This window comes from Arthrobacter sp. zg-Y1143, from assembly GCF_030125565.1.
Taxonomy (GTDB): Bacteria; Actinomycetota; Actinomycetes; order Actinomycetales; family Micrococcaceae; genus Arthrobacter_B.
Genome location: NZ_JASKLW010000003.1, coordinates 1 through 24,761 on the forward strand (window position 1 = coordinate 1; position 24,761 = coordinate 24,761).

The window sequence follows — 24,761 nt, forward strand, 5'->3', positions numbered from 1 at the left end:
CCCCCCGCCCCCGCCCCCCGCCCCCCCAACCAAAACCCCCCCCCCCCCCCCCCCGGGGGGGGGCCCCCCCCCCCCCCCCCCCCACGCCGTTTGTTTGTTTGTTTGTTTGTTGCTGCCGGTTAGTTGGTCCGGAGCAGGGACTCCGTCAGTTCCTGGCCCTCGGGGCTGAATACAAAGCAGTCCAGCCGGCGGTCTCCGTTGGACCAGGTCTGCTCCGTGGGGATGGACTTGGCGACCTTGAGATCCGGGTAGGACGAGGCGCTATCGGCGTAGTCCACGGCGGCGCACACCTCGTTGACCCGGTCTTCCAGGGCGGCTGTGCCGGGGAAGTCGTCGCTGCCCTCGAACCGCTCCGATGCCACCAGCTGGGCGTCGTGCGGAGTCTCGCAGGTGACGACGTCGGCAGTGGAGTTCACGTCCTCCCAGTCCTGCAGGCAGGCGCCGGCTTCCAGGTCCACGGGGCTGACGTTTTCGCTGACCACCCCTTCGCCCTTGCCGTTAAAGACGAAGACCACCAGGAGGATGGCAACGACGGCGGCCAGGACTACGCCGCCGATCACCAGCAGGAGCTTGGTGTTGCGTCTGCCTGCGCCCTTGGCCGGACCTGCTGCGGTTGCGGGGGCCGGTGCCGGGGCACCCGGCTCCTCAACTGCCGGCGTCTGTCCCGTGGCGTCTGCTTTAGGCTTCCGTGCGGCGCCGACGGCAGCGGCAGCAGCCTGGCTTTCCGCCAGACGGCGGGAACGGCGGGTATCGCCGGTCGGAACCGAAGCCGTTGTTGGCTCCGGCTCGGGTGTGTCTTCGGCTTCAGCCTTGTCCTGCGCCGGCAAGGCATCCGTCACGGGCGCCGCTGCATTGATTCCGTGCAGCAGGCCGGGTGCATCCTCCGGCCCGGCGTCGGACCGGGCGTCGGACGGGGCTTCGGACGGCGCATTCCCAGCCCCTTCCTCGGTGTCCTCAGTCGCGGGTTCTTCGACCGCAGCTTCTTCAGCTGCGGGTTCTTCAACTACGGCTTCTTCGGCCGCGGGTTCTTCGCGTCCGGTCTCCGGCGAGCCCGGTCCTGCCTGCGCCGCGTCGGGGGCTTCGGGGTCCGTTTCGGCTGCTTCTTCAGCTGCGGGGTCAACCCGAATCTCTGCGCCGGCAGGAGCGGGCTCGAGACCGGAAAGCCGGCCCGCTTCGGCGGCATTGGCTTCCACGGCGGCTGTTTCGGAAGCCACGTCCTCAAGCTCGGCGGCCTCCACCGCGTCACTGCTCAGTGCCGGTTCGGCCAGGGACGGCTCTTCCAGCTCCAGCTCCTCGGGGGCCACTACCACCGGTTCCGGCGGCAGTTCCACGTCGTCCTCCATGTCCCCGGGTTCGTCCGCGGTGCTTTCGACGCCGGAACTTTCGGCGGACGGGTTGTCGCCGGCGCTTTCGGTTGACTGGGAGTCAGCATCAGCGCCCTCCGCATGCACGGCGTCATGCTCGGGTGCGGATTCCGCGGCTACAGCGTCACCTTCTGCAGTCACAGTGTCATCGTCTGCAGCCTCTGCGGGCACAGTGTCATCGTCTGCACGTTCTGCACGTTCTGCACGTTCTGCGGACTCGGGGGACCCGGTACCGGCAACCGCCTCTGAACTGTCGGCGCCCTTCCCTGCTCGTGTTGCCCTGTCCGCCAGGCGGGAGAGGACGGCACCCACAGCCGTTGCAACGGCAGTCTTTTTTCCCGGTGCCTCATCGGCTTTCCCCGGCGTCTCATCGGCATCGGCGTCGGCTGGTTCGGCCGACTGCGCGCCCGTGCGGGCAGCACCGCTGCTGTCGGCGAAAGTGCGCTCCCACAGGCCTGTGTCGTGGCTTCCGTCGGCGGATAGCCAGGCAGGGGAGTCCGAATGCGCGCTCAGATCGGGGAAGGCAGTGGGGTTTCCTGCCTCCTCCGGTAGCGGAGAGTCCGCCCCCGGTGTATTTTTCTGATCGCTCATGGTGAACGGTGGTCCTCCCTGTAGGTGGCGCTGTGATGCGCCCCAAAACTGTATCTACCCCTGACTTTAGCCAATATTCGGGGGGCGGCGCAGGGGCAGGTGCAGGGGAGGCCGGCCTGATGTGCTCCCGGGGCAGCCCGGACGGAACTGCAGGGGGCACAAGGCGGCGGGAAAACATGTAATCTGTACTTACGACAAATTGACCAAATATTCCGAGGCCTCGTTCATCTGCCCGAACGACCCGCCTCCGGATCGACGCAAAAAGGGGGTCACGCCATGGGGCGCGGCCGTCAAAAGGCAAAAGCAACCAAGCAGGCACGGGAGATGAAGTACTTCACCCCTGCCACGGACTACTCGGCGCTCCAGCGTGAGCTTTCTGGACCGACGAGCCGTCCATCCAGTCGATATCCCGAGGAGCCGGCTGAGCCGGACTACTCGGCGTACGAGGATAAGTACGCGGATCAATTTGGCGACGATGACGATGATGAGGGCAATCGCCGCGCAGGCTAGCGGCAGCCTCAATACGTTGGCCAATTGCCATCCTTTCAGCGGACCACCTTCTGGTGGGTCCGCTGATTGGCGTTAACGCCGCGCTTGCCGGGCGGCCGGACGCAGAACGGCCCCGGACCGGGCGGTCCGGGGCCGCCTTGCTGTCTCGTCAGGCGTAGCTGCCGACCAGCCGCACCGCTCCGCCGTCCACGCCCTTGGCGCCCTGGACGAAGTCGACGTCGGGGCCGTCCGGCGCCTGGGCGTCGCCCACGCTGCCCATCACCCAGGCGGACACTCCCAATGCAGCCAGCCGCCGCAGTGCGGCATCGGCGCCGCCAGCGTCCACAATCGCCACCATGCCCACGCCCAGGTTCAGGGTGCGTTCCAGGTCCGGCTGGGGCACGTTGCCCAGTTCGGCAATGAGCTTGAACACCGGCGGGAGTTCCCAGGTGGAGCGGTCCACTGTGGCCTGCAGTCCCTTGGGCAGGACCCGGGCCAGATTGGCGGCCAGTCCGCCGCCGGTGACGTGACTGAAGCCGTGCACACCGGCTGCGTCGTACCGGGCCAGATCCAGGCAGTCTGCCGCGTAGACGCGGGTAGGCTCGAGCAGTTCTTCGCCCAGCGTCCGGCCCAGTTCCGAGACCTGGCGTTCCAACTGCCAGCCGGCGTGGTTGATCACGCGGCGGACCAGGGAATAGCCGTTGGAGTGGATTCCGGAAGAAGCCATCCCGATCACCACGTCGCCGCGGCGCACCCGGTCCGGGCCCAGCAGCCGGTCCGCTTCGACAACACCGGTAGCCGCACCGGCGACGTCGTACTCGTTTTCGCCCAGCAGCCCTGGATGTTCGGCGGTTTCCCCGCCCACCAGGGCTGTGCCGGCCACCTCGCAGGCGGCGGCAATACCGCGGACAATGCCGGCGATCCGCTCCGGCACCACCTTGCCGCAGGCGATGTAGTCCGTCATAAAGAGCGGCTCGGCGCCAACCACGACGATGTCGTCCACCACCATGCCCACCAGGTCGAAGCCGATGGTGTCGTGGATGTCCAGAGCCTGGGCAATGGCCACCTTGGTTCCCACGCCGTCCGTGGACGTTGCCAGCAGCGGCTTGGTGTACGACAGCAGTTTGGACGCGTCATAGAGCCCGGCGAAACCGCCAACCCCGCCGAGGACCGAGGAATTGTGTGTGGCCTTCACCGCAGCCTTCATCAGTTCAACGGCTTTGTCGCCGGCTTCAACGTCCACCCCTGCGGAGGCGTAGGTGATGGAGGTGTTGGGCGCGTTCATACGGCCTCTTTCTTTTCGGAATCGTTGAGCAGGTTCTCGTATTCGCTGTCCGGGCCGGGGTCGCAGCCGTTGGCCCCGCTGCTCTCCGCAGGGTTCCCGGCGTCCGCTTCCAGGAGGTTCTTGCCCAGCCGGTCCGCGGAGGGCAGCTCGATGGGGTAAACGCCGGTGAAGCAGGCCGTGCACAGGCGTTCCCGCGGCTGGCGGGTCGCCCCGATCATGCCGTCTTCGGAGATGTAGGCCAAGCTGTCCGCACCGATGGACGCCCGGATTTCCTCCACGGCGGCTCCATTGGCGATGAGCTCGGCGCGGGATGCGAAATCGATGCCGTAGAAACACGGCCACTTTACCGGCGGTGAGGAGATTTTGACGTGGACTTCCACGGCGCCGGCTTCGTGCAGCATCCGAACAATGGCTCGCTGGGTGTTGCCGCGCACAATCGAGTCGTCCACCACCACCACGCGCTTGCCGCGGATCACTGATTCCAGGGCATTGAGCTTGAGCTTGATGCCCAGCTGGCGCAGGGTCTGGCTGGGCTGGATGAAGGTCCGCCCCACGTAGGAATTCTTGACGAAGCCGTGGGCGAAGGGGATGCCCGATTCCTCGGCGTATCCCACGGCGGCGGGTGTGCCCGACTCGGGCACCGGGATCACGATGTCTGCTTCCACCGGGTGTTCCCGGGCCAGCTGGCGGCCCATCTCAACACGGGATTCGTAGACGGAGCGTCCGGCGATGGTGGCGTCCGGACGGGCCAGATAAACGTATTCAAAGACGCAGCCGGCCGGCGTCGGCTGCCCGAAAGTCCGGCTGCGGACGCCGTTATCGTCGATGGCTATGAATTCACCGGGCTTGATTTCCCGGATGAAGCTGGCGCCTACGGTGGCCAGTGCGGAACCTTCCGAAGCCACCACCCAGCCGCGTTCCAGCCGGCCGAGGACCAGGGGGCGAACCCCGTAGGTGTCGCGTGCCGCGTACAACGTGCCTTCGTCCATAAACACGAAGGAGAACGCGCCCCGCAGTTTGGGCAGCAGTTCCATGGCCGTGTCTTCGAGGGAGCGGCCGTCGCTGCCGTTGAGCAGGGCGGTGACCAAAGCGGTGTCTGAGGTGTTTCCCTGGGCTATTTCCCCGGAACGGGGCCGGCCCTCGCGTTCGAGGATCAGTTCATACAGTTCAGCGGAGTTGGTCAGGTTGCCGTTGTGCGCCAGGGCTACGGTGCCGGCGGCGGTGGCGCCCAGGGTGGGCTGGGCGTTGGCCCAGTGCGACGCGCCGGTGGTGGAATACCGGCAGTGCCCGACGGCGATATGCCCCACGAGGGTGTTGAGCGTGGTTTCGTCAAAGACCTGGGAGACCAGGCCCATGTCCTTGTAGACGCTGATGCGGTTGCCGTCGCTTGTGGCGATGCCCGCCGATTCCTGCCCCCGGTGCTGCAATGCGTATAACCCGTAATAGGTAAGCTTTGCTACCTCTTCGCCGGGGGCCCAGACGCCAAAGACTCCACAGGCATCCTGTGGGCCTTTTTCGCCGGGCAGTAGATCATGGGAAAGCTGTCCGTCTCCGCGTGCCATGAGAGCATTGTCTCACGCTGAAAGATGCGTCACGTCCGTGTGCGGCAACGTTACGCATGCCGCTGTTCGTTAGCTCTCCGGTTCGCCGGAATCCAGTCCCTCCACCATGGCGCGGCGGCTCTTGCGCACACTGAGCCAGTCCAGCAGCAGGGCCAGCAGGGCGCCCAGCGCCAGGCCCGGCATAGCGAACATCATGGTGAAGAAGCCCAGCGTTGCGGAGCGGGTGAACTCGGGATCCTCCGGGCCGCCGTAGGCGAGAACAATGGCGGCAATGAATCCGGCGATCACTCCCAGTGCCATAAAGGGGACAAAGCGGGGGGCGCGGCGGACCGTGATCTCGCGGCGCTCGGGGGTGTGCTGCATGCTTCGATTCTACCGGCCGTAAACGCCCGGCCGCGTTCCCGGCGCTGAACAACCCGGCGCTGAACAGCCCGGCGCCGGACGGAAGGACCCGGCTGGGCTGCGGGCGGTCCGGCTGCGCGCCTAGCGGCTGGCCGGGAACAGCGGAAGCACGTCCGCAAGGTCGGCGCGCAGCCCGGATGCTGCGACCTTCCCGGCCGCGACGGCGTCGGCCCAGGTCTGCTGCCCCGTGACCAGCGCAAGCCAGGTGGCGCCGTCGGTCTCGATGACGTTGGGCGGTGTGCCGCGGGTATGCCGCGGCCCGGCCACGCACTGCGTGACGCCAAACGGCGGAACCCGTACCTCCACGCTGTTGCCCGGTGCGCGGGTAGCGAGTTCCTCCAAGGCGTAACGCACCGCAGTGGCGGTGGTGCTGCGGTCAGCTGCGCCGCCGGCGGCGGCCCGCAGGGCAGACCGTCCGTCCTCGGCGGTGATCCGGCGCCGTGCCACGGCTAGCCCAGCAGTGCGGTGACGGGTGCGCCCAGCCGGAGGCTGCCTACCGGGCGTCCGCCGCCCAGCACCGGCTGCATGATTTTTGCCAGGACCTTCTCCACGGCCAGCGGATCCACCGCGCCGCTGGCAGCGAGCAGCGTCAGGCCCACCAGCGAGGCGGCGCGGGTGCTGCCGTCAAGCATCTTCAGGGCCACCGAGGCGCCCGTCTCGGTGCCCAGCACCAGCACGCCTTCGGCGCCGTTCTTCGCGATGATGCCCAGGTCTTCCATCACAATGGTGTTCTCCCGGCCGTGCCCGTGGACGGCCCACGGGTAGTCCAGCATGGCGGTGGCCACGGTAGCGGCACGGGCGTTGCCGTGTTTGCCGGACGGAGCCTTGGCCAGCCGCCCGATGCCGCGTGCGAGCCCGGTCAGGGACACAGCGGCCAACGGCGCGCCGCAGCCGTCTACGGCCCAGTGCTGCACGGTCTCGCCGGTGAATTCCTCGATCACTTCGGCGATGCGCTGCTGCAGTGGATGCCGGGGATCCAGGTAGGTGGCGTGGTCCCAGTTGTTCTCGGTGCAGGCCCACAGGAACGCGGCGTGCTTGCCCGAACAGTTGAAGGCCAGGCGCTGCGGCCCCTTGCCCTCCCGGATCAGTTCGTTGCGGGCCTCGGTGTCCTGCGGCCAGTCCTCGGGACACTGCAGGTGGCCTTCGGTGACGCCGGCCGCGGACAGCATCCCGCGCACCACGTCCATGTGCTCGCGCGAGCCCACGTGGCTGGCCGCGGCCAGTGCCACCTGCGCACCGCGCAACGGGACTCCGGCCTGCATGGCGGCCACAGCCTGGAACGGCTTCAGCGTGGAGCGCGGAAAGATGGGGGAGGTGATGTCGCCGAGTTCGGTGACTACGGTCCCGTCGCCGGCCATTACGACGGCGGAGCCGATGTGGCGGGATTCAATGAAACCGTTGCGCTCAAGTACGGCCAGTTCAACGGCGTCGGACGCGGTAAAAGTTGCAGGCATGCCATTCAGTCTAAGCGGGTGCGGAGTCCGCGGGGGGCAAGCCGGCGATGACGGCCCCGGCACCGCCGTCGATCTTGCTGCCCCCCGCCGGTCCGCGGAGTGCGCTGCCTGCGGCGCCTGCCGCAGTTCCACTATCGGACGGGTGCCGGCTACCTGCAATGGTGCCCACGCATGCGGGTACCCGCGAAGCGCAAATAGGTAGCAGGCAGGTGGACTCAGGGGCCGGCGCGTCATGTGGGGGAGTTGCTTTCGGGGGTCCGATGCCAGCAAGTACCCTGAACTACTGTGAAGGTACTCGTTGTTGGCCCAGGCGGCCGCGAACATGCCCTTGTCCGATCCCTCTTAGCCGACCCGTATGTCCGCGAGGTCCACGCAGCCCCCGGCAACGCCGGTATTGCGCAGCTGGTTCCCGTGCACCCCGTGGATGCTTCTGATCCGCAGGCCGTGACGGAGCTCGCGCTCTCCCTCGGCTCAGACCTGGTGGTGATCGGCCCCGAGGCGCCGCTTGCCGCCGGGGTGGCCGACGCCCTGCGGGAGGCCGGTGTCGCGGTCTTCGGCCCCTCCCGCGCCGCTGCGCAGCTGGAAGCATCCAAGGCCTTCGCGAAGCAGGTCATGGCGGCGGCCAACGTCCCCACCGCCATGGCCCGGGTGGCCAAGACGGCGGATGAAGCCGCGGATGCCCTTGACACCTTCGGCGCACCCTTCGTGGTCAAGGATGACGGGCTGGCCGCAGGCAAAGGCGTGGTGGTGACGGCGGACCGGGATGCCGCACTCGAACATGCCCGGGCCTGCTTCGACGCCGGCGGGAGCGTGGTCATCGAGGAGTTCCTGGACGGTCCCGAAGTGTCCCTTTTTGTCCTCTCGGACGGCCGGCACGTGGTGCCGCTGGCACCCGCCCAGGACTTCAAACGCGTGTTCGACGACGACGCCGGACCCAACACCGGCGGCATGGGCGCCTATTCGCCGCTCGACTGGGCACCTGCCGGGCTCGTCGATGACGTGGTCCACCGGGTTGCCCAGCCCACCATCGATGAAATGGCATCCCGCGGCACCCCCTTTGTGGGCGTCCTGTACTGCGGCCTGGCGCTGACCACCCGCGGGGTGCGGGTCATCGAGTTCAACGCCCGCTTCGGGGACCCGGAAACGCAGGCCGTGCTCGCCCGGCTGAAGACACCGCTGGGCGGACTGCTGATGGCAGCAGCCAAGGGCGAACTGGACGCCATGGAACAGCTCAAGTGGGACCCGCGCCCGGCCGTCGCCGTCGTGGTTGCCGCCGAAAACTATCCGGACGCGCCCCGTACCGGTGACCGGGTGCGCGGCCTGAAGAAGGCCGAACGGCTTGACGGCGTACACGTGCTGCACGCCGGGACACGGCTGAAGAAGGACAAGGTGCGCAGCGCCGGGGGCCGGGTGCTCGCCGTCGTCGGACTGGGGGAGGACCTGGCCGCCGCACGGGAGCGTGCCTACGCGGGAGTGGACCTCATCCAGCTGGAGGGCTCCCAGCACCGCACCGACATTGCGTTGAAGGCCGCGCGGGGGGAAGTGCAGGTGCCCGAGGGCAGTGCCGGCGCCCGGCCGGAAGCAGCCATTGAAGGGGACCGGGCATGAACGGGCTGGGCTCGGCGCCCGAGCTGCCGGGCTGGCGGCACGTCTATTCCGGGAAGGTCCGCGATCTCTATGTGCCCGACGGCGAGGCGGAGGAAACCGGGGACGGCCGGGTCCTGGTGGTGGCCTCGGACCGGATCAGCGCGTATGACCATGTGCTCTCCAGCGTTATCCCGGACAAGGGCCGCATCCTGACCCAGCTGAGCCTGTGGTGGTTCGAGCAGCTGGCCGAGGTGCCCAACCACGTCCTGTCCGCGGACGAGGGCATCCCGGAGGCGGTTGCCGGGCGGGCAATGATCTGCAGGAAGCTGGACATGTACCCGGTGGAATGCATTGCCCGCGGCTACCTGACCGGCTCAGGCTTGGCAGAGTACCGCGCTTCACAGACCGTGTGCGGGCTGCCGCTGCCGGGCGGACTGGTCGACGGATCCCGGATTGCGCCGGCGGTCTTCACGCCGTCCGCCAAGGCCGAACAGGGCGAGCACGACGAGAACATCACCTACGAGGCCGTGGTGGATACAGTGGGTGCCGGGACGGCGGAGCAGCTGAGGTCGCTGACCTTGGACATCTATACCCGGGCCGAGGCCATCGCCCGGGAACGCGGCATCATCCTGGCCGACACCAAAGTGGAGTTTGGCCTGGATCCGGCAACCGGGACAGTCACCCTGGGCGATGAAGTACTGACCCCGGACTCCTCCCGGTTCTGGGACGCGGCCCTGTACGCCCCGGGACAGGCACAGCCCTCCTTCGACAAGCAGTATGTGCGGGACTGGCTTACCTCGCCCGCCTCCGGCTGGGACAAGGCATCGGACACCCCGCCCCCGGCGCTGCCGGACGACGTCGTGGAACGCACCCGCGCCCGCTACGTTGAGGCGTACGAGCGGCTGACGGGCAAAGCGTTCGTGTAGGAGCGTCCGGCCGGTGCCCGGCAGCCGCAGGGCGCCGGCAGCTGCCGCTAAGGCAAGAGAGCCCGCTCACCCATAAAAGTGTCCGCTTAACGCAAAAGGCTCCGGTCAGATTTCTCTGACCGGAGCCTTGCTGGTCGGGGTGACAGGATTTGAACCTGCGACCTCGTCGTCCCGAACGACGCGCGCTACCAAGCTGCGCCACACCCCGTAACCATTGTTTCGAAGGTCTTTGACCACCTCGCGAAGCAACTTTACAAGGATACTAGACAAACCCCGATTCTGCGAAACCGGCCTCCGCTGCCCCCGCCGGAGGCCGGTTTTCCGGGCCTGCGCCGGTCAGGAGTCGCGGGCCGTGAGGGTTAGCAGGACCGCTTCGGGGCGGCAGGCAAACCGCACCGGAGCGAACCGGGAGGTTCCGATGCCTGCGGAGACATTCAGGGGAACCCGGCGTCCCCCGTGGGCCCACGACGTGAGGCCTTTGGCCTGCCAGGTGGGCAGGTCGCAGTTGCTGACGAGGGCGCCGTACCCGGGAATGCACACCTGTCCGCCGTGCGTGTGGCCGGCCAGGATAATGTCGGCTCCACCACCGGTGAACTGGTTGAGCACCCGCTGGTACGGAGCGTGGGCAACGCCGATCTTTACTTCGGGTGCCGGTACCGCCGTACCGCCGGTGCTGTCGGCGTCGTCAAGGTCACGGAAGCCCTGGTACCGGTCGCGTTTGAGGTGCGGGTCGTCCACACCGGAGAAGTTCAGGCGCAGACCGGCCAGGTCCATAACGGTGCCGGTATTGGTGAGGTCCCGCCAGCCGGCTTCGCGGAACGCCCCGAAGAGGGAGCCGAACGGAAGTTCGTCCGGGGTCCGCTTGTGCTTGGACGGCCCGGTGAAATAGGTGAACGGGTTTTTCAGCACGGGCGCGTAGTAGTCGTTTGACCCCGGCACAAACACTCCCGGGAACCGCATCACCGGTTTGAGCGCCTCCAGCACCGGAGGCACCGCCTGAAGATGGCTGAGGTTGTCACCGGTGTTCACCACCAGGTCCGGCTCCAGGTCCGCCAGCCCCTGCAGCCAGCGGACCTTGCGGTCCTGGCCGGGAACAAAGTGGATGTCGGAAAGGTGCAGGACCCGCAAGGGCGCACTTCCAGCCGGAAGGACCCTGACGGTCTCCTCCCGGACGCTGAAGAGGTTGCGTTCAATAAAGCAGCCGTAGGCCAGCGCAGAGGCGCCGCTCGCAGCGACGCCCCCGGCCAGCCAAGCCGCTTTCCGTGCCGTTGACGCGAGGGGAAAAGCGGACACTAACCGTTCCCTCCGGCGCCGCCGCCACCGCCGCCCGGGTTGCCACCGTTGCCGTTGCCGTTGCCGTTGTTGCCGCCGTCGTTTCCACCACCGTTTCCACCACCGTTGTTGCCGGTGCCGTCACCCCCGGGAGCAGGAGCAGCAGGTGCAGGAGCAGCGGGCGTGTCCTTGTCAGCCGCGGGGGCTGCCGGAGGAGCCGGGACCGTTGCCTTCGGCTGCCCGCCGCCCATGATGCTGGCAGGCGGAGCGGTGAACGGATTCGCCGTGTACTGTCCGGCAATGCGCTGGATGAAGTTCTTCCACGACGGGCCGGCAATCAACGAACCGTCAATTTCGGGATAGACCCGGCCGCCGATCAGCTTGTCCGACATGGTGGTGTTGTTGGCTTTCCAGTTGCCGATCCATGACGCGGTTGCCATGCCGGTGCTGTAGCCCATGAACCAGGTCTGCGAACGGTAGTCGTTGGTACCGGTCTTGCCGGCCGTGGGGACGCCTACCTGGAGGTTCAGGCCCGAGCCGTTGGTCATAACCCGCTGGGTGGCCACGTTGACGCCCTGGGCAACTTCCTTGCGCATTACCTGCGAGCAGGACTGCTCCGGCACCGGGTACTCGGTGCCGTCGGCGCCGGTCACCGATTCAAGGGCGATTGGCTTGCACATAAGACCCTCGGCAGCGAACGTCGCAAAACCGGTGGCCATGGACAGCGGCGAGGCGTCGCCGCCGCCGCCGAAGGTCGACGGCGGGTCCACGGAGAGCATCTCTTCTTTGCCTTCCTCACCCTTGCCGTTGTGGACGCCGGCGGCAAAGGCCATCTGCTGGTACTTGCACAGGTCGATCTCGCGGGCCTCGGCCAGCGTGATGGTGTTGTACGAGTTGGCGAGACCGTCCAGCACAGTGGTGGTCTTGTAGTTCTTGTCGCCGTAGTTGATGGGGGTCCACGGGTCCGTACTGACGTAGGCCCCGCCCTCGTAGCAGCTGGCGTTCCAGCGGGTTCCCACGGGGTAGGTCCGCTTGGAGCCGTTCAGGGTGGTGTTCAGGGTCCTGCCCGAATCAAGCCACGCAGCAACGGTGAAGGGCTTGTACGTCGACCCGGGCTGGAAACCGCCCAGGCCGTTGAGGTACTTGGACTTGTCGCCGTCCTGGTAGACGTCCACATTGAAGTTCTGGACCGAGTTGCCGGGCGCAAGTTCGGGCGTGTACCGGGTGTTCTGCGCCATGACCAGGATCTTGCCCGTCCCCGGCTCCACGCTCACCATGGAATGGCCGATCTCGGCGTCGGTGGAATCCGGGTTGGCAGTCTCGTTAATGGCAGTCTGCGCCGCGTTCTGGAACGTGGCGTTCAGGGTGGTCTTGATCTCCAGGCCGCCGCGCTGAAGCAGCTTCTCGCGGTCCTCGGGGGTATCCCCGAAGGCCTGGTCGTTGGTGATCAGCCGGGTGACGTAGTCACAGAAATAAGGGGCCTGGGCAGCACCCACGCAGTTGCTGGAGACCGGGGTCACGTTCAGGTCCAGCCCGGTGGCTACGGCTGCGTCGTGTTCTTCCTGCGTGATGCGGCCGGTTTCCAGCATGCGCTCGAGCACCAGGTTGCGGCGCTCCAGGGAGCGTTCCGGGTTCTGTTCCGGGCTGTAGTACGTGGTGCCGTTGACGACGCCGGCCAGCAGGGCGGCCTGCGGGATGGTCAGGTCCTTGGCGTCAACATTGAAGAAGTACCGTGCCGCCGCCTGGACGCCGTAGGTGGTGCCGCTGAAGGGAACAATATTGAAGTAGCCCTCAAGGATTTCGTCCTTGCTCAGCTCCTTCTCCACCGCAATGGCCAGCTTCATTTCCCGCAGCTTGTCGCCGTAGTCCTTGTTGCCGCTGAAAACGACTTCTTTGTCGTTCTGCCGATTGGTGTCAATGATGACGTTGTTTACGTACTGCTGGGTGATGGTGGAGGCACCGCGCGTGGTGTCGTTGGTGACATTGGAGACCAGTGCGCTGATGATGCCCTGCAGGTCCACGCCGCCGTGCTCGTAGTACCGGTCATCCTCGATGGCCAGGACAGCATTCACCATGTTCGGCGAGACCTGGTCCAGGGTCACCGGCTGGCGGTTCTCGTCATAGAGAGTGGCGATGAGCGAGCCGTCATTGGCATAGATCTTGGACGGCGTGGCCAGGGCTCCGCGCTGCAGCTCCGAGGGGAGCTGGTCGAAGAACTGAATGGAGCCGGAAGCGGCGGTGCCGGCTGCCGCGGCCGCCGGAACCAGGAGACCGGCTGCCAGGACTCCGCAAAGAGCACTGATGCCGAAGAACGCGACGAGCTTTCCGAGTGTGGTCGCCGTGTCGAAGAACGGTGATTTGCGTGCTGCCATGCGAGACAGTCTACAAGCACGTTACGCTTTCCCTTATGACCAAATGGGAATACTTCATTACACCACTTCCGCTTCACACGCCCGGGCAGGTCCTGAATATGCACGGGGACGAAGGATGGGAGCTGGTGCAGATTGCCGCCGCGCCCAACGGCACGGGTTCCGTTGCCTATATGAAACGCGAAAAAGGCCAGTGAGCGCCGCTGCCGGTGCAGTATCGGCCGTTGAGATCCGGCTGAGGGAGCTGGGCCTGACCCTTCCCGATGTCGCAGCTCCGGTGGCTGCCTATGTCCCGGCGGTAATCACCGGCAGCCTCGTCCATACGTCCGGCCAGCTGCCGTTCGTGGACGGGACGCTTCCGGCAACCGGCAAGGTGGGTGCAGAGGTGGATCCGGCGGACGCCGCGTCGTACGCAGCGATCTGTGCCATCAACGCACTGGCGGCGGTAAAGGCGCAGATCGGTGATCTTGACCGCATCAGCCGCGTCGTGAAAGTTGTCGGTTATGTTGCTTCGGACCCTTCCTTCACCGGCCAGCCAGCCGTTGTGAACGGCGCTTCGGAGCTTCTGGGGAAGGTATTCGGTGCGGCCGGAACCCACGCGCGCTCCGCCGTCGGCGTTGCCGTCCTGCCGCTGGATGCGCCCGTCGAAGTAGAAATGATCGTGGAATTTGCCTAACTCGACTATCCGGCTCTTCCCGGTCGCGCCCGATCAGCGGGTAGCGGCCCAAAGCTGGTTCGAACGCTCCGACCGGACGCCGCGCAAACCGCGCCTGGCCTCCTCGGTGGTGCTGCTGCGGGATTCCCCGCGCGGTACTGAAACGTACCTCTCCTACCGGCGGGGCGAGTCCCCGCTGGGCAAGGTCGCCTTCCCGGGCGGCAGCGTGGAAGAGAACGACGACGCGCATGCCACCTGGTTCGGGCCTGCGCCCGCCGCCTGGGCCAAGTCGATGGGGATCGACGATTCCCGGCTGGCCCGCCGGCACGTAGTAGCGGCCATCCGGGAACTGTTTGAGGAAACCGGAGTCCTGCTGGCCGGCCCGGATGAAGCCACCCTGCTGGAAAGCAACCGCGGCCCGGAGTGGATGGCGGCCCGCACCGCCATCGCCGCCCAGGATGCCTCTTTCCTGGAACTGCTCGGCAAGCGGGGCCTTGGGCTGCGGACGGACCTGCTGCGTCCGCTCTCCAACTGGCACAGCGCAGACTTTGCCCTGCGCCGTTTCGACACCCGCTACTTCGCCGCCATTGCTCCGGTTGGCCAGGACGCCACACTGCTGGAGGGCAAGGGCGTATGGGCCGGGTGGAAAGCTGCTGCCGACGTGGTCGCCGCACGCGACACCACTGCCCTGGGCGACGAAATCGGGCGTCCGGATACGCAGGGGTTGACCCTTGGCGAACTGGTGGTTCCCGCCGTCGAAATCACCCTTGAAAAGGTCGGTTCGGCACGCGGCTGCATCGCCTACCTGTCCAGCAGGCGGCCCGCTGCGGTCTACCGGCCGGAACTGGTGGAAGTGGACGGCGAACCGCGCCTGGCCGTAAATCCCGGCGGCGCCGCTGAAGGATCTTCTGCGCACGGACGTTGATGCTGCCGAATACAGCAACGGCGCCGGCCCCCATAGGGGTCCGGCGCCGTTCCTGTATCTCCTGCGTTTTAGGGCGTCTACAACTGCCTAGCGCGAACGCTGCCGCAGCCGCTGGACGTCCAAGATGACCACTGCGCGTGCTTCCAGGCGCAGCCAGCCGCGCTGGACGAACTCAGCCAAGGCCTTGTTCACGGTTTCACGCGAGGCGCCAACCAGCTGGGCCAGTTCTTCCTGCGTCAGCTCGTGGGCTACCAGGATGCCGTCCGTGGCCGGACGGCCGAAGCGGTCCGCCAGATCCAGCAGCGCCTTGGCCACACGGCCCGGAACGTCGGAGAAAACGAGGTCGGCCAGCGACTCGTTGGTGCGGCGCAGGCGGCGTGCCAGGGCCTGGAGCAACTGGACGGAAACCTCGGGGCGGGTCTCGATCAATGCCCGCAGGTTCTCGTGCCGAAGACCGGCAAGCCGGGTCTCCGAGACGGCAGTTGCCGTGGCGTTGCGCGGGGAGGGATCAAACAGTGCCATCTCCCCGAACAGCTCACCCGGGCCGAGGATAGCCAGCAGGTTCTCCCGCCCGTCGGGGGCTGAACGGCCCAGCTTGATTTTTCCGGAGACGATGAAATAGAGCTGGTCGCCCTGATCGCCCTCGCGGAAAACGGAGGCCCCGCGGGAAAGGTCGACCTCAGTGAGCTCTTCGGTCAGAGCGGCGAATACGTCGTCTCCCAGAGAGGCGAACAACGGCGCGCGGCGCAGTACCTCGATATCCATGAAATCTCCTGTAAATAGTGTTCTCTACCTATTATCTTGCCGCACGTCACGCGCCAGTGACACCTGAAGCACGTTTGTTCGCCTATGGATGAGAAAAAGAGAGCAGGCCCACGCACGGCTCCGAAGAAGCGGTAACGGGTTCTTCAGGTTGTACGGATAAACTCGTCAAACGCAGCGGCCAACCCCCGTCGAGCCGCCCGAACCCCCTTTTGGAGCTTTTAGTGCTCGGACTGACACTTCTGGACATCGTCCTGCTCCTTGTCCTGCTTTTTTACCTGGTGGCAGGGCTGCGCAACGGGCTGGTGGTGACCCTGGGAGGAATCGTCGGATTCGTTGCCGGCGCCGTGGCCGCGTTCTTCGCCATCCCCCTCGTAGCGGGATGGGTGCCGGACAACGGCTGGCGGCTGACAGTGGTGATCGCCACCGCCGTAATCCTTGTCCTGATAGGGCATGCGGCTGGTGCGGCGCTGGGCGGAATGATCCGGCGGTGGCTGAATTTCCCGCCTCTTCGGGTCCTGGACCGGCTGCTTGGCGGGGCCGCGAACCTGGTTGTTGCGGCCCTGGTGATGGCCATGCTGGCCTTCAGCGTCACGACGCTTGGCGTGCCGTACCTATCCCAGCAGATTGCCGGGTCCAAGGTGCTCAATGCGATTGATGACGGCACTCCTGAACAGGTCAAGACGTGGAGTGCGCAGATCCGTTCCTTTACGGTCTCCGAGGGATTGCCGACCATTCTGGACAGTGCGGCGCCGCAAACGGCGGTGCCGCCCAGCGCGGAAGTCAGCTCGGCAGCACTGGAAAAGGCTTCGGCTTCCGTGCTGAAGATCACAGGCACGGCCTACCAGTGCGGACAGAACCAGACGGGATCCGGGTTTGTGGTGGCGGATGACCGGGTGGTCACCAATGCCCACGTGGTGGCCGGCGTCAACGAGCCGGTAGTGGAGGTTCCCGACGGGTCCGTCCTGCCGGCCAAGGTGGTGTACTTCGACGCGGCCCGCGACCTCGCCGTGCTCGCCGTGGATGACTTGGACGCGGCGCCCATCCCGGTAGGCGCCCCGCTGCCGGACGGCACTACGGCCGCCTTCGCCGGTTACCCCGCCGGCGGGCCCTTCCGGCTCCAGGCAGCGAGTGTCGAAGGGCTTTCCGAGGTAGCCGTGCGTGACATCTACGGCACCTCACCGGAGGTGCTGGAGGTCTACACGCTGGCAGCGAACGTCCAGCAGGGCAATTCCGGCGGACCGCTGCTGGACATTGACGGGCAGGTGGCGGGAGTCATTTTCGCCAAAACCACCGGGGACCAGCCCATCGGCTATGCCTTGTCCCTTGCCGAGGTGGGCCCGGTCATTGAGGACGCCCCCGGCTTCAGCAAGGCCGTTTCCGCCGGGTCCTGCACCGCCAAGTAGCGGCGGCCCCAACCGAACGCCACGCGCATAACGGAGCCGCAGGCTAACCGCGCCCTCCGGCCGTGCCGGTCACAGCCAGTCCAGGGACTGGCCGTGCGGGCCGGTCCGCGCCACCGGCGTGCCGTTGTGGTGCAGCACAAACAAACCCGGATCCGCGGAACCGGGCGGAACGGAAAGTCCCGGCATCACGCCCAGGCCCTCATTGGAGAGCCAGTGCACCGGCCGGCCGGGAACGCCGAGGCAGCTGAAAATGGTGTCGCGGAAAATTTCCCGGTCGCCCTCCGGCAGGTAGGCCAGGACCGCTGTGTGGAAAACAACGACGGCGGCCTCGGCCGGCGCAGCCTCAATCAGTCCGGCAATCTCGGCATTCAAGTCGCCGCGCACAATCCGGGCAGGGGAGTGTGCCGCTGCTTCGGCCGCAACCCCCAGCAGCCGGCGGCGTTCATCCATGCCCGGCCAGATCAGGGCGTCCAGCCAAGCGAGGTCGGCCGGATCGGCCGGGTCCAGGGGATTAAGGTCCACTCCGGACCGGTGAATGATGTTCGGCACCGACGACGGCAGCGGGGGATTGCCGGTGGTCCGGCACGCCAGTACCCAGTTGTCCCGGCCCTGACCGTTGATGACGGCGCCGTCGTCGTACCGGTAGGCGTATCGGTCCGGATACAGGCACAAACCCGCGGACGCACCAACCTCGATCAACGCCAGCGGGCGTCCCTCGTCCCGGGCGATCCGTGCCAGCGACGGCAGGAGGACGGCGCAGCGGCGCGGCTCGTTGGTCTGCGTGCTGCGCCGCAGGATCACATCGCGGATACCGTCCCAGTCCTGGAGCAGGAAAGCGCGGAACCCGTTGTAAGGGCCGGCTTCCGCGCCCCGGCTGCGGGCAGCGGCCAGCACGAGGTTGGGTTGGCGCTTGACCCGGGGAAGCCCGTCAATCAGCTCCAGCACCTTGGCGTCGCGGCTGATTTCCTCACACCACTGCTCGTAGACTTCCGAGGCGCCGCGGGCCTCGTAGCGGGCGAAGCGCGCATACCGCTGCGCTGTTGACGGGGCCTCAGCCACGCTCCGGCTCCAGCGACTCCGCCAGGTACTCCACAGCCATGCGGTAGCCGCTGATACCGGCGCCGCAGATCACCACGGAGGCTACCGCGGAGACGAAGGAGTGGTGCCGGAATTCCTCGCGACGGTGGATGTTGCTGAGATGTACCTCCACCACGGGAAGTTCCACGGCGGAGAGGGCGTCCGCGATGGCTACCGAGGTGTGGCTGTAGGCCGCGGGATTAATGACGATGCCCGCAGCTGTGCCCCGTGCCGCGTGGATGGCATCGATCAGGTCGCCCTCATGGTTGGACTGCACACAGTCCACGCTCCAGCCGCGGGAGGAGGCTGCAGCCATGGCCGCAGCCTCCACATCCGCCAGCGTGGAGTGCCCGTAGATTCCAGGTTCACGGGTGCCCAGGAGATTCAGGTTGGGGCCGTTGAGGACCAGGATGTTGCGTGTGCCGGCAGTAGTCATGGCTTAACTATGCCGGAGCGGATCCTGTCTTCTGCGGCGCAGCAGGCGTGTTGTGCTGCGTCATGTGACGAGCCGCCAGCGCGCCCGCGATGGTGATCAGGGACATCAGCGCCAGTACGACGCCGGGGTGCCACCAGGCGGCGCCGGTTGCATTGGAGAATACCTGGGTGACGGAGGGGGTGAAGCCGGAGAGGATGCCGGCAATGCTGTAGGCGAGGGACAGGGCCGTGAAGCCGGTCCGGGCCGGGAACAGGTCGGCCATGAGTCCGCCCAGTGCGGCCCAGGCCGCTGTTGGAGCTATCCCGCCGATCAGGATGGTCAGGATGTAGACCGGGGTGTTGGCGTTGCTGATGATGAAGTACAGCGGGAAGGAGATCACCAAGGTGGCAACGGCACCGGCCATGACCATCCGGGCGGAGCCGATGCGGTTGGCCAGGAAGCCGAAGGCCGGGATGGTAGCCAGTTGGAGCACCGATCCGACCAGCGCAGCGTTCAGGACGGTGGACTCCGACAGTCCCAGGATCTTGGTTCCGTAGGACTGGGTGTAGGTAGTCATCAGGAAGTAGGAGCCGATGCCCAGCAGGGCGGCGGCAGCAGCAACCAGCACTGCTGCCCACTGTGTGCGCAGTACCTCGAGCAACGGGACCCGGGTTACCTGGTGTGCCTTCTCGACGCCCTTGAATACCGGGGTCTCCTCAATGGCCAGGCGCAGGTACAGGGCAATGCCCATAAAGGGGAAGGCCAGCAGGAAGGGAATGCGCCATACCCCGGCCACCATGGCCTCGTCCGAAACCTGCGCCAGCAGCAGGAAGATGCCGGTAACCAGGATGGTCCCCACCGGAGAGCCGATCTGGGGAATGGCCGCGTAGAGGGCGCGCTTGCGCGGAGCTGCATGTTCGGTGGCGATCAGGATAGACCCGCCCCACTCGCCGCCTACGGCCAGGCCCTGCAGCAGGCGCAGCAGCACCAGCAGCAGCGGCGCCCAGATGCCGATGGTGTTGTAGTCCGGCAGCAGGCCAACCGCACCGGTGGCGACACCCATCAGGATGATGGTCCAAATCAGCGAGGTCTTGCGCCCCACCCGGTCTCCGATGTGCCCGAAGAGGATGGCGCCCACCGGCCGGGCAATAAAGCCCATGCCCAGGGACAGGAAGGACAGCAGGACGCCTGTTGCTGCATCCACTTCCGGGAAGAAAATCCGGTTCAGGATCAGTGCGGCCGCGGTGCCGAAGACATAGAAGTCATAGGACTCCAGGGCCGTGCCGATAAAGGACGCCCCCGCTACCTTGCGGGCCATCTTGGAAGAGTGTGGTCCGGCAGGTGCGGCCGGTGCGAGTGAAGTAGACACGAGAAGGAATTCTCCTATCCGGCGCCGCTTTTCCCAAGCCCGTGAGGCGAAGGTCACATTGGCGTCATACCTGGGCCTCGGGTTTGGGTTTTCCCGCAGTGATCCGGGGCAGGACCAGTGCCTCGCCGGCTGCCGCCAGTGCGGGCCCGACGGCGGTTCCGTCCTCCACATATCCGTGCACCATGGCGCCGTCGCGCAGCATCAGCAACTGGTCGGCCAGGCTGTCCGCCTCCTGCACGCCGAGCAGGCGCAGCCGGCCGGCCACAAGTGAATGCAGCCACGCACGGTGCCCTGTAATGACCATGCGGACGGGATGCTCCGGGTCCGGGTACTCAGCCGCGGCATTGATGAAAGGGCACCCGCGGAAGCCGGGGGAGCAGGCCTCGGTTCCCATCACTTCTGCCAGCTGGCGCAGGCCCGTGCAGGGGTCCGGGTCAAGGGCTGCGGCCCGCTCCTGCATTCCTGCGGACTGCTCCTGCAGGTACGCCACCACCAGATCATCCTTGGAGCGGAAATACCGGTAGAAAGTCACTTTGGTGGTGCCTGCAGCAGCAATGATCTTGTCCGCGCTCACGGCCCGCACGCCCTCGGTGTAGAACAGGCTCGAAGCACTGCCCAGGATCCGCTCGCGTACCCCTGACGGTTGCGTGCCCATTGCTTTCCCCTCTTCCTTCACGGTATTCGGCCGGCATTACTTGCGGTAGACGTACTAGTTAGTCTACCTTGATCCTACAGACTTTCCCCACATAAGGAGTTCCCATGAGTGCTTTGTACACAGCTGCTGCCACCGCTACCGGCGACGGACGCAACGGAGAAGCCCGCACCAGCGACGGCAAGCTGGAGGTCAATCTCTCCACCCCAACCGAGATGGGCGGCTCCGGCGAGGGAACCAACCCCGAACAGCTCTTCGCCACGGGATACGCCGCATGCTTCCTGTCCGCGCTGAAGATGATTGCACGTGCGGAGAAGGCCCCCATTGCAGATGCTGCCGTCACGGCCGACGTCAGCATCTACAAGCAGGAAGAAGGCGGCTTCAAGCTCGGCGTCGCACTGCACGTGGAAATGTCCGGCGTGGACGAGGCAACCGCGGACAAACTGGTCCAGGCAGCCCACCAGGTCTGCCCCTACTCCAACGCCACGCGGGGCAATATTGAGGTGGAGCTCGACGTCACCGTCGGCTAGTCCAACCCGCTCCTCAACACAGCAGGTGCCCGCCCCGGTCCGGGGAGGGCACCTGCTGTGTTTTGCCGTCGGAAGGGTTTACCTGCGCAGGGATTCGGCGATCTGCTGCATCACAGTGTTATCCGCCAGCGTGCTGGAATCACCGGCTTCGCGTCCCTCGGCCACATCCTTGAGCAGGCGGCGCATGATTTTGCCGCTGCGGGTCTTGGGCAGTTCGGGAACCACCAGGATGTGCCGCGGCTTGGCGATCGGCCCGATTTCCTTGCCGACATGGTTACGCAGGGTGGTGACAATGTCGTCGTCGTCCTGGGCGCTGCCGCGCAGAATAACAAAGGCGACCACGGCCTCACCCGTGGTGTCATCGGCCGCACCGACGACGGCGGCCTCGGCAACCGAGGGATGGCTCACCAGGGCGGATTCGATCTCCGTGGTGGAGAGCCGGTGCCCGGAAACGTTCATCACGTCATCGACCCGGCCCAGCAGCCAGATGTCGCCGTCCTCGTCCTTCTTCGCGCCGTCACCCGCGAAATACATGTTGTCGAACCGGGACCAGTAGGTCTCCTTGAACCGTTCCGGGTCTCCCCAGATGCCGCGCAGCATGGCCGGCCACGGCTCCTTGATGACCAGGAAGCCACCGGATCCGTTGGGCACCGGCTTCCCCATTTCATCCACCACGTCCACCGAGATGCCCGGCACGGCTACCTGCGCGGAGCCCGGCTTGGTGGCCGTGACGCCGGGCATGGGTGCGATCATGTGCGCCCCGGTTTCGGTCTGCCACCAGGTATCCACGATCGGCGCCGGGTTTTCCTTTTTGCCGCCGTTGGCACCGATGACCTGCCGGTACCACATCCATGCTTCGGGGTTGATGGGTTCGCCCACCGATCCCAGCACCCGGATGGAATCCAGGTTGTACTTCTGCGGAATATCCCGGCCCCACTTCATGCAGGTACGGATGGCGGTGGGGGCGGTGTACAGGATGGATACCTTGTACTTCTCCACCAGTTCCCACCAGCGGCCCTGGTGCGGCGTGTCCGGTGTGCCCTCGTACATCAGCTGGGTGGCGCCGTTGATCAGCGGAGCGTAAGCCACGTAGCTGTGGCCGGTGACCCAGCCGATGTCCGCGGTGCACCAGTACACGTCCGTTTCCGGGTGCAGATCAAAGGTGTTGAGGTGGGTGAAGGCGGTCTGCGTGAGGAACCCGCCGGTGGTGTGCAGGATGCCCTTGGGTTTCCCCGTGGTGCCGGAGGTGTACAGGATGAACAGTGGATGCTCGGAGTCATGCGGCACTGCGGTGTGCTCGGTATCCGCGGTGTCCACGACGTCGTGCCACCACTGGTCCAGGCCGTCGTTCCACTGCACCGGCTCTGCGTTGCGGCGGACCACCACTACGTTTTCCACCGTATGGCCCGGCCTTGCGAGGGCTTCGTCAACGGCGCCCTTGAGCATGCTGGGCTTGCCCCGGCGGTAGGAGCCGTCGGCAGTCACCACAAGCTTGGCTTCCGCGTCGTCGATCCGGCTGCGCAGGGCGTCAGCGGAGAAACCTCCGAACACCACTGAATGCACCGCGCCGATCCGCGCGCAGGCCAGCATGGTGATGACTGCTTCCGGGATCATCGGGAGATAGACGGCCACCCGGTCGCCCTTGGCCACGCCGAGGGACTCGAAGGCGTTGGCCGCTTTCTTCACTTCTTCGGTCAGCTGGGCGTACGTGTAGGTCCGGGTATCGCCGGGCTCACCCTCGAAATAGATGGCAACACGCTCGCCCCGGCCTTCTTCCACATGCCGGTCCAGGGCGTTGTATGCGGCGTTGAGCTCTCCGCCTACGAACCACTTGGCGAAGGGGGCATCACTGAAGTCCAGTGCCTGGTCGAAATCCTTGTCCCAGGACAGCAATTCGCGTGCCTGCCGGGCCCAGAAGGCGGGACCGTCCGCTGCTGCTTCCTCGTAGAGGGACGGCTGGGCCACCGCAGACGCGGCAAATTCGGCACTCGGCGGGAAGCTCCGGCGTTCGTGCAGAAGGTTCTCGAAGGCGTCACCGTGCTTCTTCGCAGGGGACTGATCAGACATGTTTGAACCCTTTCACTTCGCAGAAATCCAGCACCAGGGGAATGGTGCCGGCTGCCATCCACACTATCGCCGGTTTCGAAGGGCTGTGTCCGGGCTCACACAAACAGTTGCAAAACGGCGTGAAAATGCGGTGAGCGGTATGTCACTGCCCCGGGGCGCGCCGCCACTCGGCTAGTCTGCCTCGCCGTCGTTGATTAGGCTGAGGGAAGGAAGCAACCGCCTTTGTACCGTAAATGCGGCCTACCGTTCCCGGCGGCCCGTCCACCGGTGCTGCGGTGGTGGTCGTGAATGGAGATCAGTATGAACAACCCCCCTGTTGAGAATGAGACCCGCGGCATGGCCGACGCTTCGCACGCCGACGGGCAGTCCACGGCCGCGGGAGGGCGGGCACGTCCCGGTACCGCCGATGCCGGGGGCCAGGAAGCACTGTTCGGCCCGTTCAGCCTGCGTGACACCGTAGTGGGCGGATCTGTCCTGGTGATGCTCGTGGGCAGCATCCTCCCGTTCTTTACCGTCAGCTCACTCAGGTTCGAAGAGGACTTCAACCTCTGGAACGGGTTCTCCCTGTTCTTCCTGGGTATCGGCATCCTGCTGCCGCTGGTTGTTGCCGGGCTTTTCGCCGGCCGCCGGCTTGCTCCGGGCACAAAGCCCCGGGTCGGTTCGCTGTCCCTGGACCAATTCGCCTCCGTGGTTGCTGTTTTGGCGCTCGCGTTCTTCTTTATCCAGACCGTTACCGATTTCGCCGTCGGTCCGCTGATCGCCCTCATCGGCTCCCTGGGCCTGGTGGCCGCGACCACACTCGCCCCGCACCTGCCGTTCTTCGCCAAGGAGTTCGAAGGCCGTCCCGAGCGCACCGCGGCCCCCATGGCACGTGAAGCGCTGCCGCTTCGCGCCCGCCCGGCACGGCCCAAGGCTGAAGCCCCCGCAGCACGCCGGTTCACCAACCCCATCCGCCGCAGCGACGCCGGAACCGGCCAGGCCGGTGCAGCGCACCAAGCCGAAGCCCAGCAGGGACCTGCTGTTGCCGCCGGAGGAGGGGTTGTCGCAGGTGCCGCCGCTGGCGCTTCCGCAGCGGCGCCGCAGACCGCACGCCCCGCCGACAACGTTCAGGCCGCCCAGGATGCGCACCCGGCCGCCCAGGCTCCAACCCCGGAAAGCAGCCGGCAGGAACCCCTGGCCGCCACCACGGTGAACCCGGTGGTTCGCGAGAGCGAAAACCCCGCCGCTGAAAATCCCGCTGCCGGAGCTGCCGCGGACGAGCCCGCTGAGCCCATCACCGCTACCCGCGACGAGTCCGAAGCCGTGGTGGAAGCGTTCTGGTTCGCTGTAGGAACCCCCCGCCAGATTGTTGACGAACGCACAGGACTGCCCCTGTTCATGTTCCACCCCGGTGACTGGGAACTGGGACTGGAAGACCGCGGCGATGAATTCCTTGTCCAGGACAAGCGCACCGGCCGCATCGGCGTACTGCGCGACCTGAGCAACATCGAGCGTGTCGACGCCGAACAGTAACCAGCGGTTCTTTCCGGCCCTGCGGTGCACCCCGCAGGGCCGGAAACCGGGCCAGCTCCCGGTCACCTAGCCCGGCAGCGGCCCGCAACC

Annotated in this window: 23 protein-coding genes and 1 tRNA gene; 9 read left to right on the top strand and 15 right to left on the bottom strand. The window is 66.3% G+C overall.

The window, feature by feature from the left end:
* Positions 1-119 precede the first annotated feature (119 nt).
* On the bottom strand, positions 120-1,955 hold the full coding sequence (locus tag QNN98_RS03580; protein WP_283996293.1) for a septum formation family protein: 1,836 nt from the start codon (positions 1,953-1,955) through the stop codon (positions 120-122).
* A 276-nt stretch (positions 1,956-2,231) separates the two neighbouring features.
* Between QNN98_RS03580 and QNN98_RS03585 the strand changes: the two genes are divergently transcribed.
* Positions 2,232-2,465, top strand: a complete 234-nt coding sequence (locus tag QNN98_RS03585) for a DUF3073 domain-containing protein (protein WP_227912583.1) — start codon at positions 2,232-2,234, stop codon at positions 2,463-2,465.
* A 148-nt stretch (positions 2,466-2,613) separates the two neighbouring features.
* Here QNN98_RS03585 and purM read toward each other — a convergent pair whose 3' ends face one another.
* The 5 genes from purM to QNN98_RS03610 form a co-directional block, all read right to left on the bottom strand.
* The gene (gene purM, locus QNN98_RS03590) at positions 2,614-3,729 is read right to left on the bottom strand and encodes a phosphoribosylformylglycinamidine cyclo-ligase (protein ID WP_283996294.1); all 1,116 of its coding nucleotides are present in this window, start codon (positions 3,727-3,729) and stop codon (positions 2,614-2,616) included.
* Positions 3,726-5,291: an amidophosphoribosyltransferase gene (gene purF / locus QNN98_RS03595; RefSeq protein WP_283996295.1), complete on the bottom strand. Its 1,566-nt coding sequence runs from the start codon at positions 5,289-5,291 to the stop codon at positions 3,726-3,728. The genes purM and purF overlap by 4 nt, the downstream gene beginning before the upstream one ends.
* A gap of 69 nt (positions 5,292-5,360) precedes the next feature.
* Positions 5,361-5,654, bottom strand: coding sequence for a hypothetical protein (locus QNN98_RS03600; protein ID WP_283996296.1), 294 nt, complete (start codon positions 5,652-5,654; stop codon positions 5,361-5,363).
* A gap of 120 nt (positions 5,655-5,774) precedes the next feature.
* On the bottom strand, positions 5,775-6,140 hold the full coding sequence (locus QNN98_RS03605; RefSeq protein WP_283996297.1) for a sterol carrier family protein: 366 nt from the start codon (positions 6,138-6,140) through the stop codon (positions 5,775-5,777).
* 2 nt (positions 6,141-6,142) lie between these two features.
* Complete coding sequence (locus QNN98_RS03610; protein ID WP_227912588.1) at positions 6,143-7,147, bottom strand: asparaginase; 1,005 nt, start codon at positions 7,145-7,147, stop codon at positions 6,143-6,145.
* Between the two features lie 285 nt (positions 7,148-7,432).
* Between QNN98_RS03610 and purD the strand changes: the two genes are divergently transcribed.
* Both purD and QNN98_RS03620 read left to right on the top strand, forming a co-directional pair.
* The gene (gene purD / locus QNN98_RS03615; RefSeq protein ID WP_283996298.1) at positions 7,433-8,755 is read left to right on the top strand and encodes a phosphoribosylamine--glycine ligase; all 1,323 of its coding nucleotides are present in this window, start codon (positions 7,433-7,435) and stop codon (positions 8,753-8,755) included.
* A complete protein-coding gene (locus QNN98_RS03620; protein WP_227912590.1) occupies positions 8,752-9,660 on the top strand; it encodes a phosphoribosylaminoimidazolesuccinocarboxamide synthase in 909 nt (302 codons plus the stop codon). The genes purD and QNN98_RS03620 overlap by 4 nt, the downstream gene beginning before the upstream one ends.
* Positions 9,661-9,791: 131 nt before the next feature.
* Here QNN98_RS03620 and QNN98_RS03625 read toward each other — a convergent pair.
* From QNN98_RS03625 to QNN98_RS03635, 3 genes are all read right to left on the bottom strand, one after another.
* Positions 9,792-9,868: transfer RNA gene (locus QNN98_RS03625), tRNA-Pro, on the bottom strand.
* Between the two features lie 128 nt (positions 9,869-9,996).
* Entirely contained in the window at positions 9,997-10,953 is a 957-nt protein-coding gene (locus tag QNN98_RS03630) for a metallophosphoesterase (protein WP_227912591.1), read from the bottom strand.
* Positions 10,953-13,304, bottom strand: coding sequence for a transglycosylase domain-containing protein (locus QNN98_RS03635; RefSeq protein WP_283996299.1), 2,352 nt, complete (start codon positions 13,302-13,304; stop codon positions 10,953-10,955). The genes QNN98_RS03630 and QNN98_RS03635 overlap by 1 nt, the downstream gene beginning before the upstream one ends.
* 35 nt (positions 13,305-13,339) lie before the next feature.
* Between QNN98_RS03635 and sp36 the strand changes: the two genes are divergently transcribed.
* From sp36 to QNN98_RS03650, 3 genes are read left to right on the top strand one after another with little or no spacing between them, the layout of a single operon-like run.
* Positions 13,340-13,498, top strand: a complete 159-nt coding sequence (gene sp36, locus QNN98_RS03640; protein WP_227912593.1) for a Sp36 family protein — start codon at positions 13,340-13,342, stop codon at positions 13,496-13,498.
* Positions 13,495-13,977, top strand: a complete 483-nt coding sequence (locus QNN98_RS03645) for a RidA family protein (RefSeq protein WP_227912594.1) — start codon at positions 13,495-13,497, stop codon at positions 13,975-13,977. Before sp36 ends, QNN98_RS03645 begins: the two co-directional genes overlap by 4 nt.
* On the top strand, positions 13,970-14,881 hold the full coding sequence (locus tag QNN98_RS03650) for an NUDIX hydrolase (RefSeq protein ID WP_283996300.1): 912 nt from the start codon (positions 13,970-13,972) through the stop codon (positions 14,879-14,881). The genes QNN98_RS03645 and QNN98_RS03650 overlap by 8 nt, the downstream gene beginning before the upstream one ends.
* A gap of 87 nt (positions 14,882-14,968) precedes the next feature.
* Here the strand turns inward: QNN98_RS03650 and QNN98_RS03655 are convergent, their stop codons facing one another.
* The gene (locus tag QNN98_RS03655; protein ID WP_146360700.1) at positions 14,969-15,646 is read right to left on the bottom strand and encodes a Crp/Fnr family transcriptional regulator; all 678 of its coding nucleotides are present in this window, start codon (positions 15,644-15,646) and stop codon (positions 14,969-14,971) included.
* A 221-nt stretch (positions 15,647-15,867) separates the two neighbouring features.
* On the opposite strand from QNN98_RS03655, the gene QNN98_RS03660 reads away from it, so the two are divergent.
* On the top strand, positions 15,868-17,049 hold the full coding sequence (locus QNN98_RS03660; protein WP_283996301.1) for a MarP family serine protease: 1,182 nt from the start codon (positions 15,868-15,870) through the stop codon (positions 17,047-17,049).
* A gap of 69 nt (positions 17,050-17,118) precedes the next feature.
* Here QNN98_RS03660 and QNN98_RS03665 read toward each other — a convergent pair whose 3' ends face one another.
* From QNN98_RS03665 to QNN98_RS03680, 4 genes are all read right to left on the bottom strand, one after another.
* Positions 17,119-18,108: a DUF2332 domain-containing protein gene (locus tag QNN98_RS03665; protein ID WP_283996302.1), complete on the bottom strand. Its 990-nt coding sequence runs from the start codon at positions 18,106-18,108 to the stop codon at positions 17,119-17,121.
* A complete protein-coding gene (gene aroQ, locus QNN98_RS03670; RefSeq protein WP_227912598.1) occupies positions 18,101-18,562 on the bottom strand; it encodes a type II 3-dehydroquinate dehydratase in 462 nt (153 codons plus the stop codon). The genes QNN98_RS03665 and aroQ overlap by 8 nt, the downstream gene beginning before the upstream one ends.
* Positions 18,563-18,569: 7 nt before the next feature.
* Entirely contained in the window at positions 18,570-19,910 is a 1,341-nt protein-coding gene (locus QNN98_RS03675) for an MFS transporter (protein WP_283996303.1), read from the bottom strand.
* Positions 19,911-19,974: 64 nt separating this feature from the next.
* On the bottom strand, positions 19,975-20,565 hold the full coding sequence (locus tag QNN98_RS03680) for a TetR/AcrR family transcriptional regulator (protein WP_227925382.1): 591 nt from the start codon (positions 20,563-20,565) through the stop codon (positions 19,975-19,977).
* Between the two features lie 104 nt (positions 20,566-20,669).
* Here QNN98_RS03680 and QNN98_RS03685 point away from each other — a divergent pair, with 104 nt between their 5' ends.
* The gene (locus QNN98_RS03685; protein WP_227925381.1) at positions 20,670-21,092 is read left to right on the top strand and encodes an organic hydroperoxide resistance protein; all 423 of its coding nucleotides are present in this window, start codon (positions 20,670-20,672) and stop codon (positions 21,090-21,092) included.
* A 78-nt stretch (positions 21,093-21,170) separates the two neighbouring features.
* Here QNN98_RS03685 and acs read toward each other — a convergent pair whose 3' ends face one another.
* On the bottom strand, positions 21,171-23,159 hold the full coding sequence (gene acs / locus QNN98_RS03690; protein WP_227925379.1) for an acetate--CoA ligase: 1,989 nt from the start codon (positions 23,157-23,159) through the stop codon (positions 21,171-21,173).
* A gap of 300 nt (positions 23,160-23,459) precedes the next feature.
* Here acs and QNN98_RS03695 point away from each other — a divergent pair, with 300 nt between their 5' ends.
* Complete coding sequence (locus QNN98_RS03695) at positions 23,460-24,671, top strand: phosphatidylinositol anchor biosynthesis protein PIGW/GWT1 (RefSeq protein WP_227925377.1); 1,212 nt, start codon at positions 23,460-23,462, stop codon at positions 24,669-24,671.
* Positions 24,672-24,761: the final 90 nt, after the last annotated feature.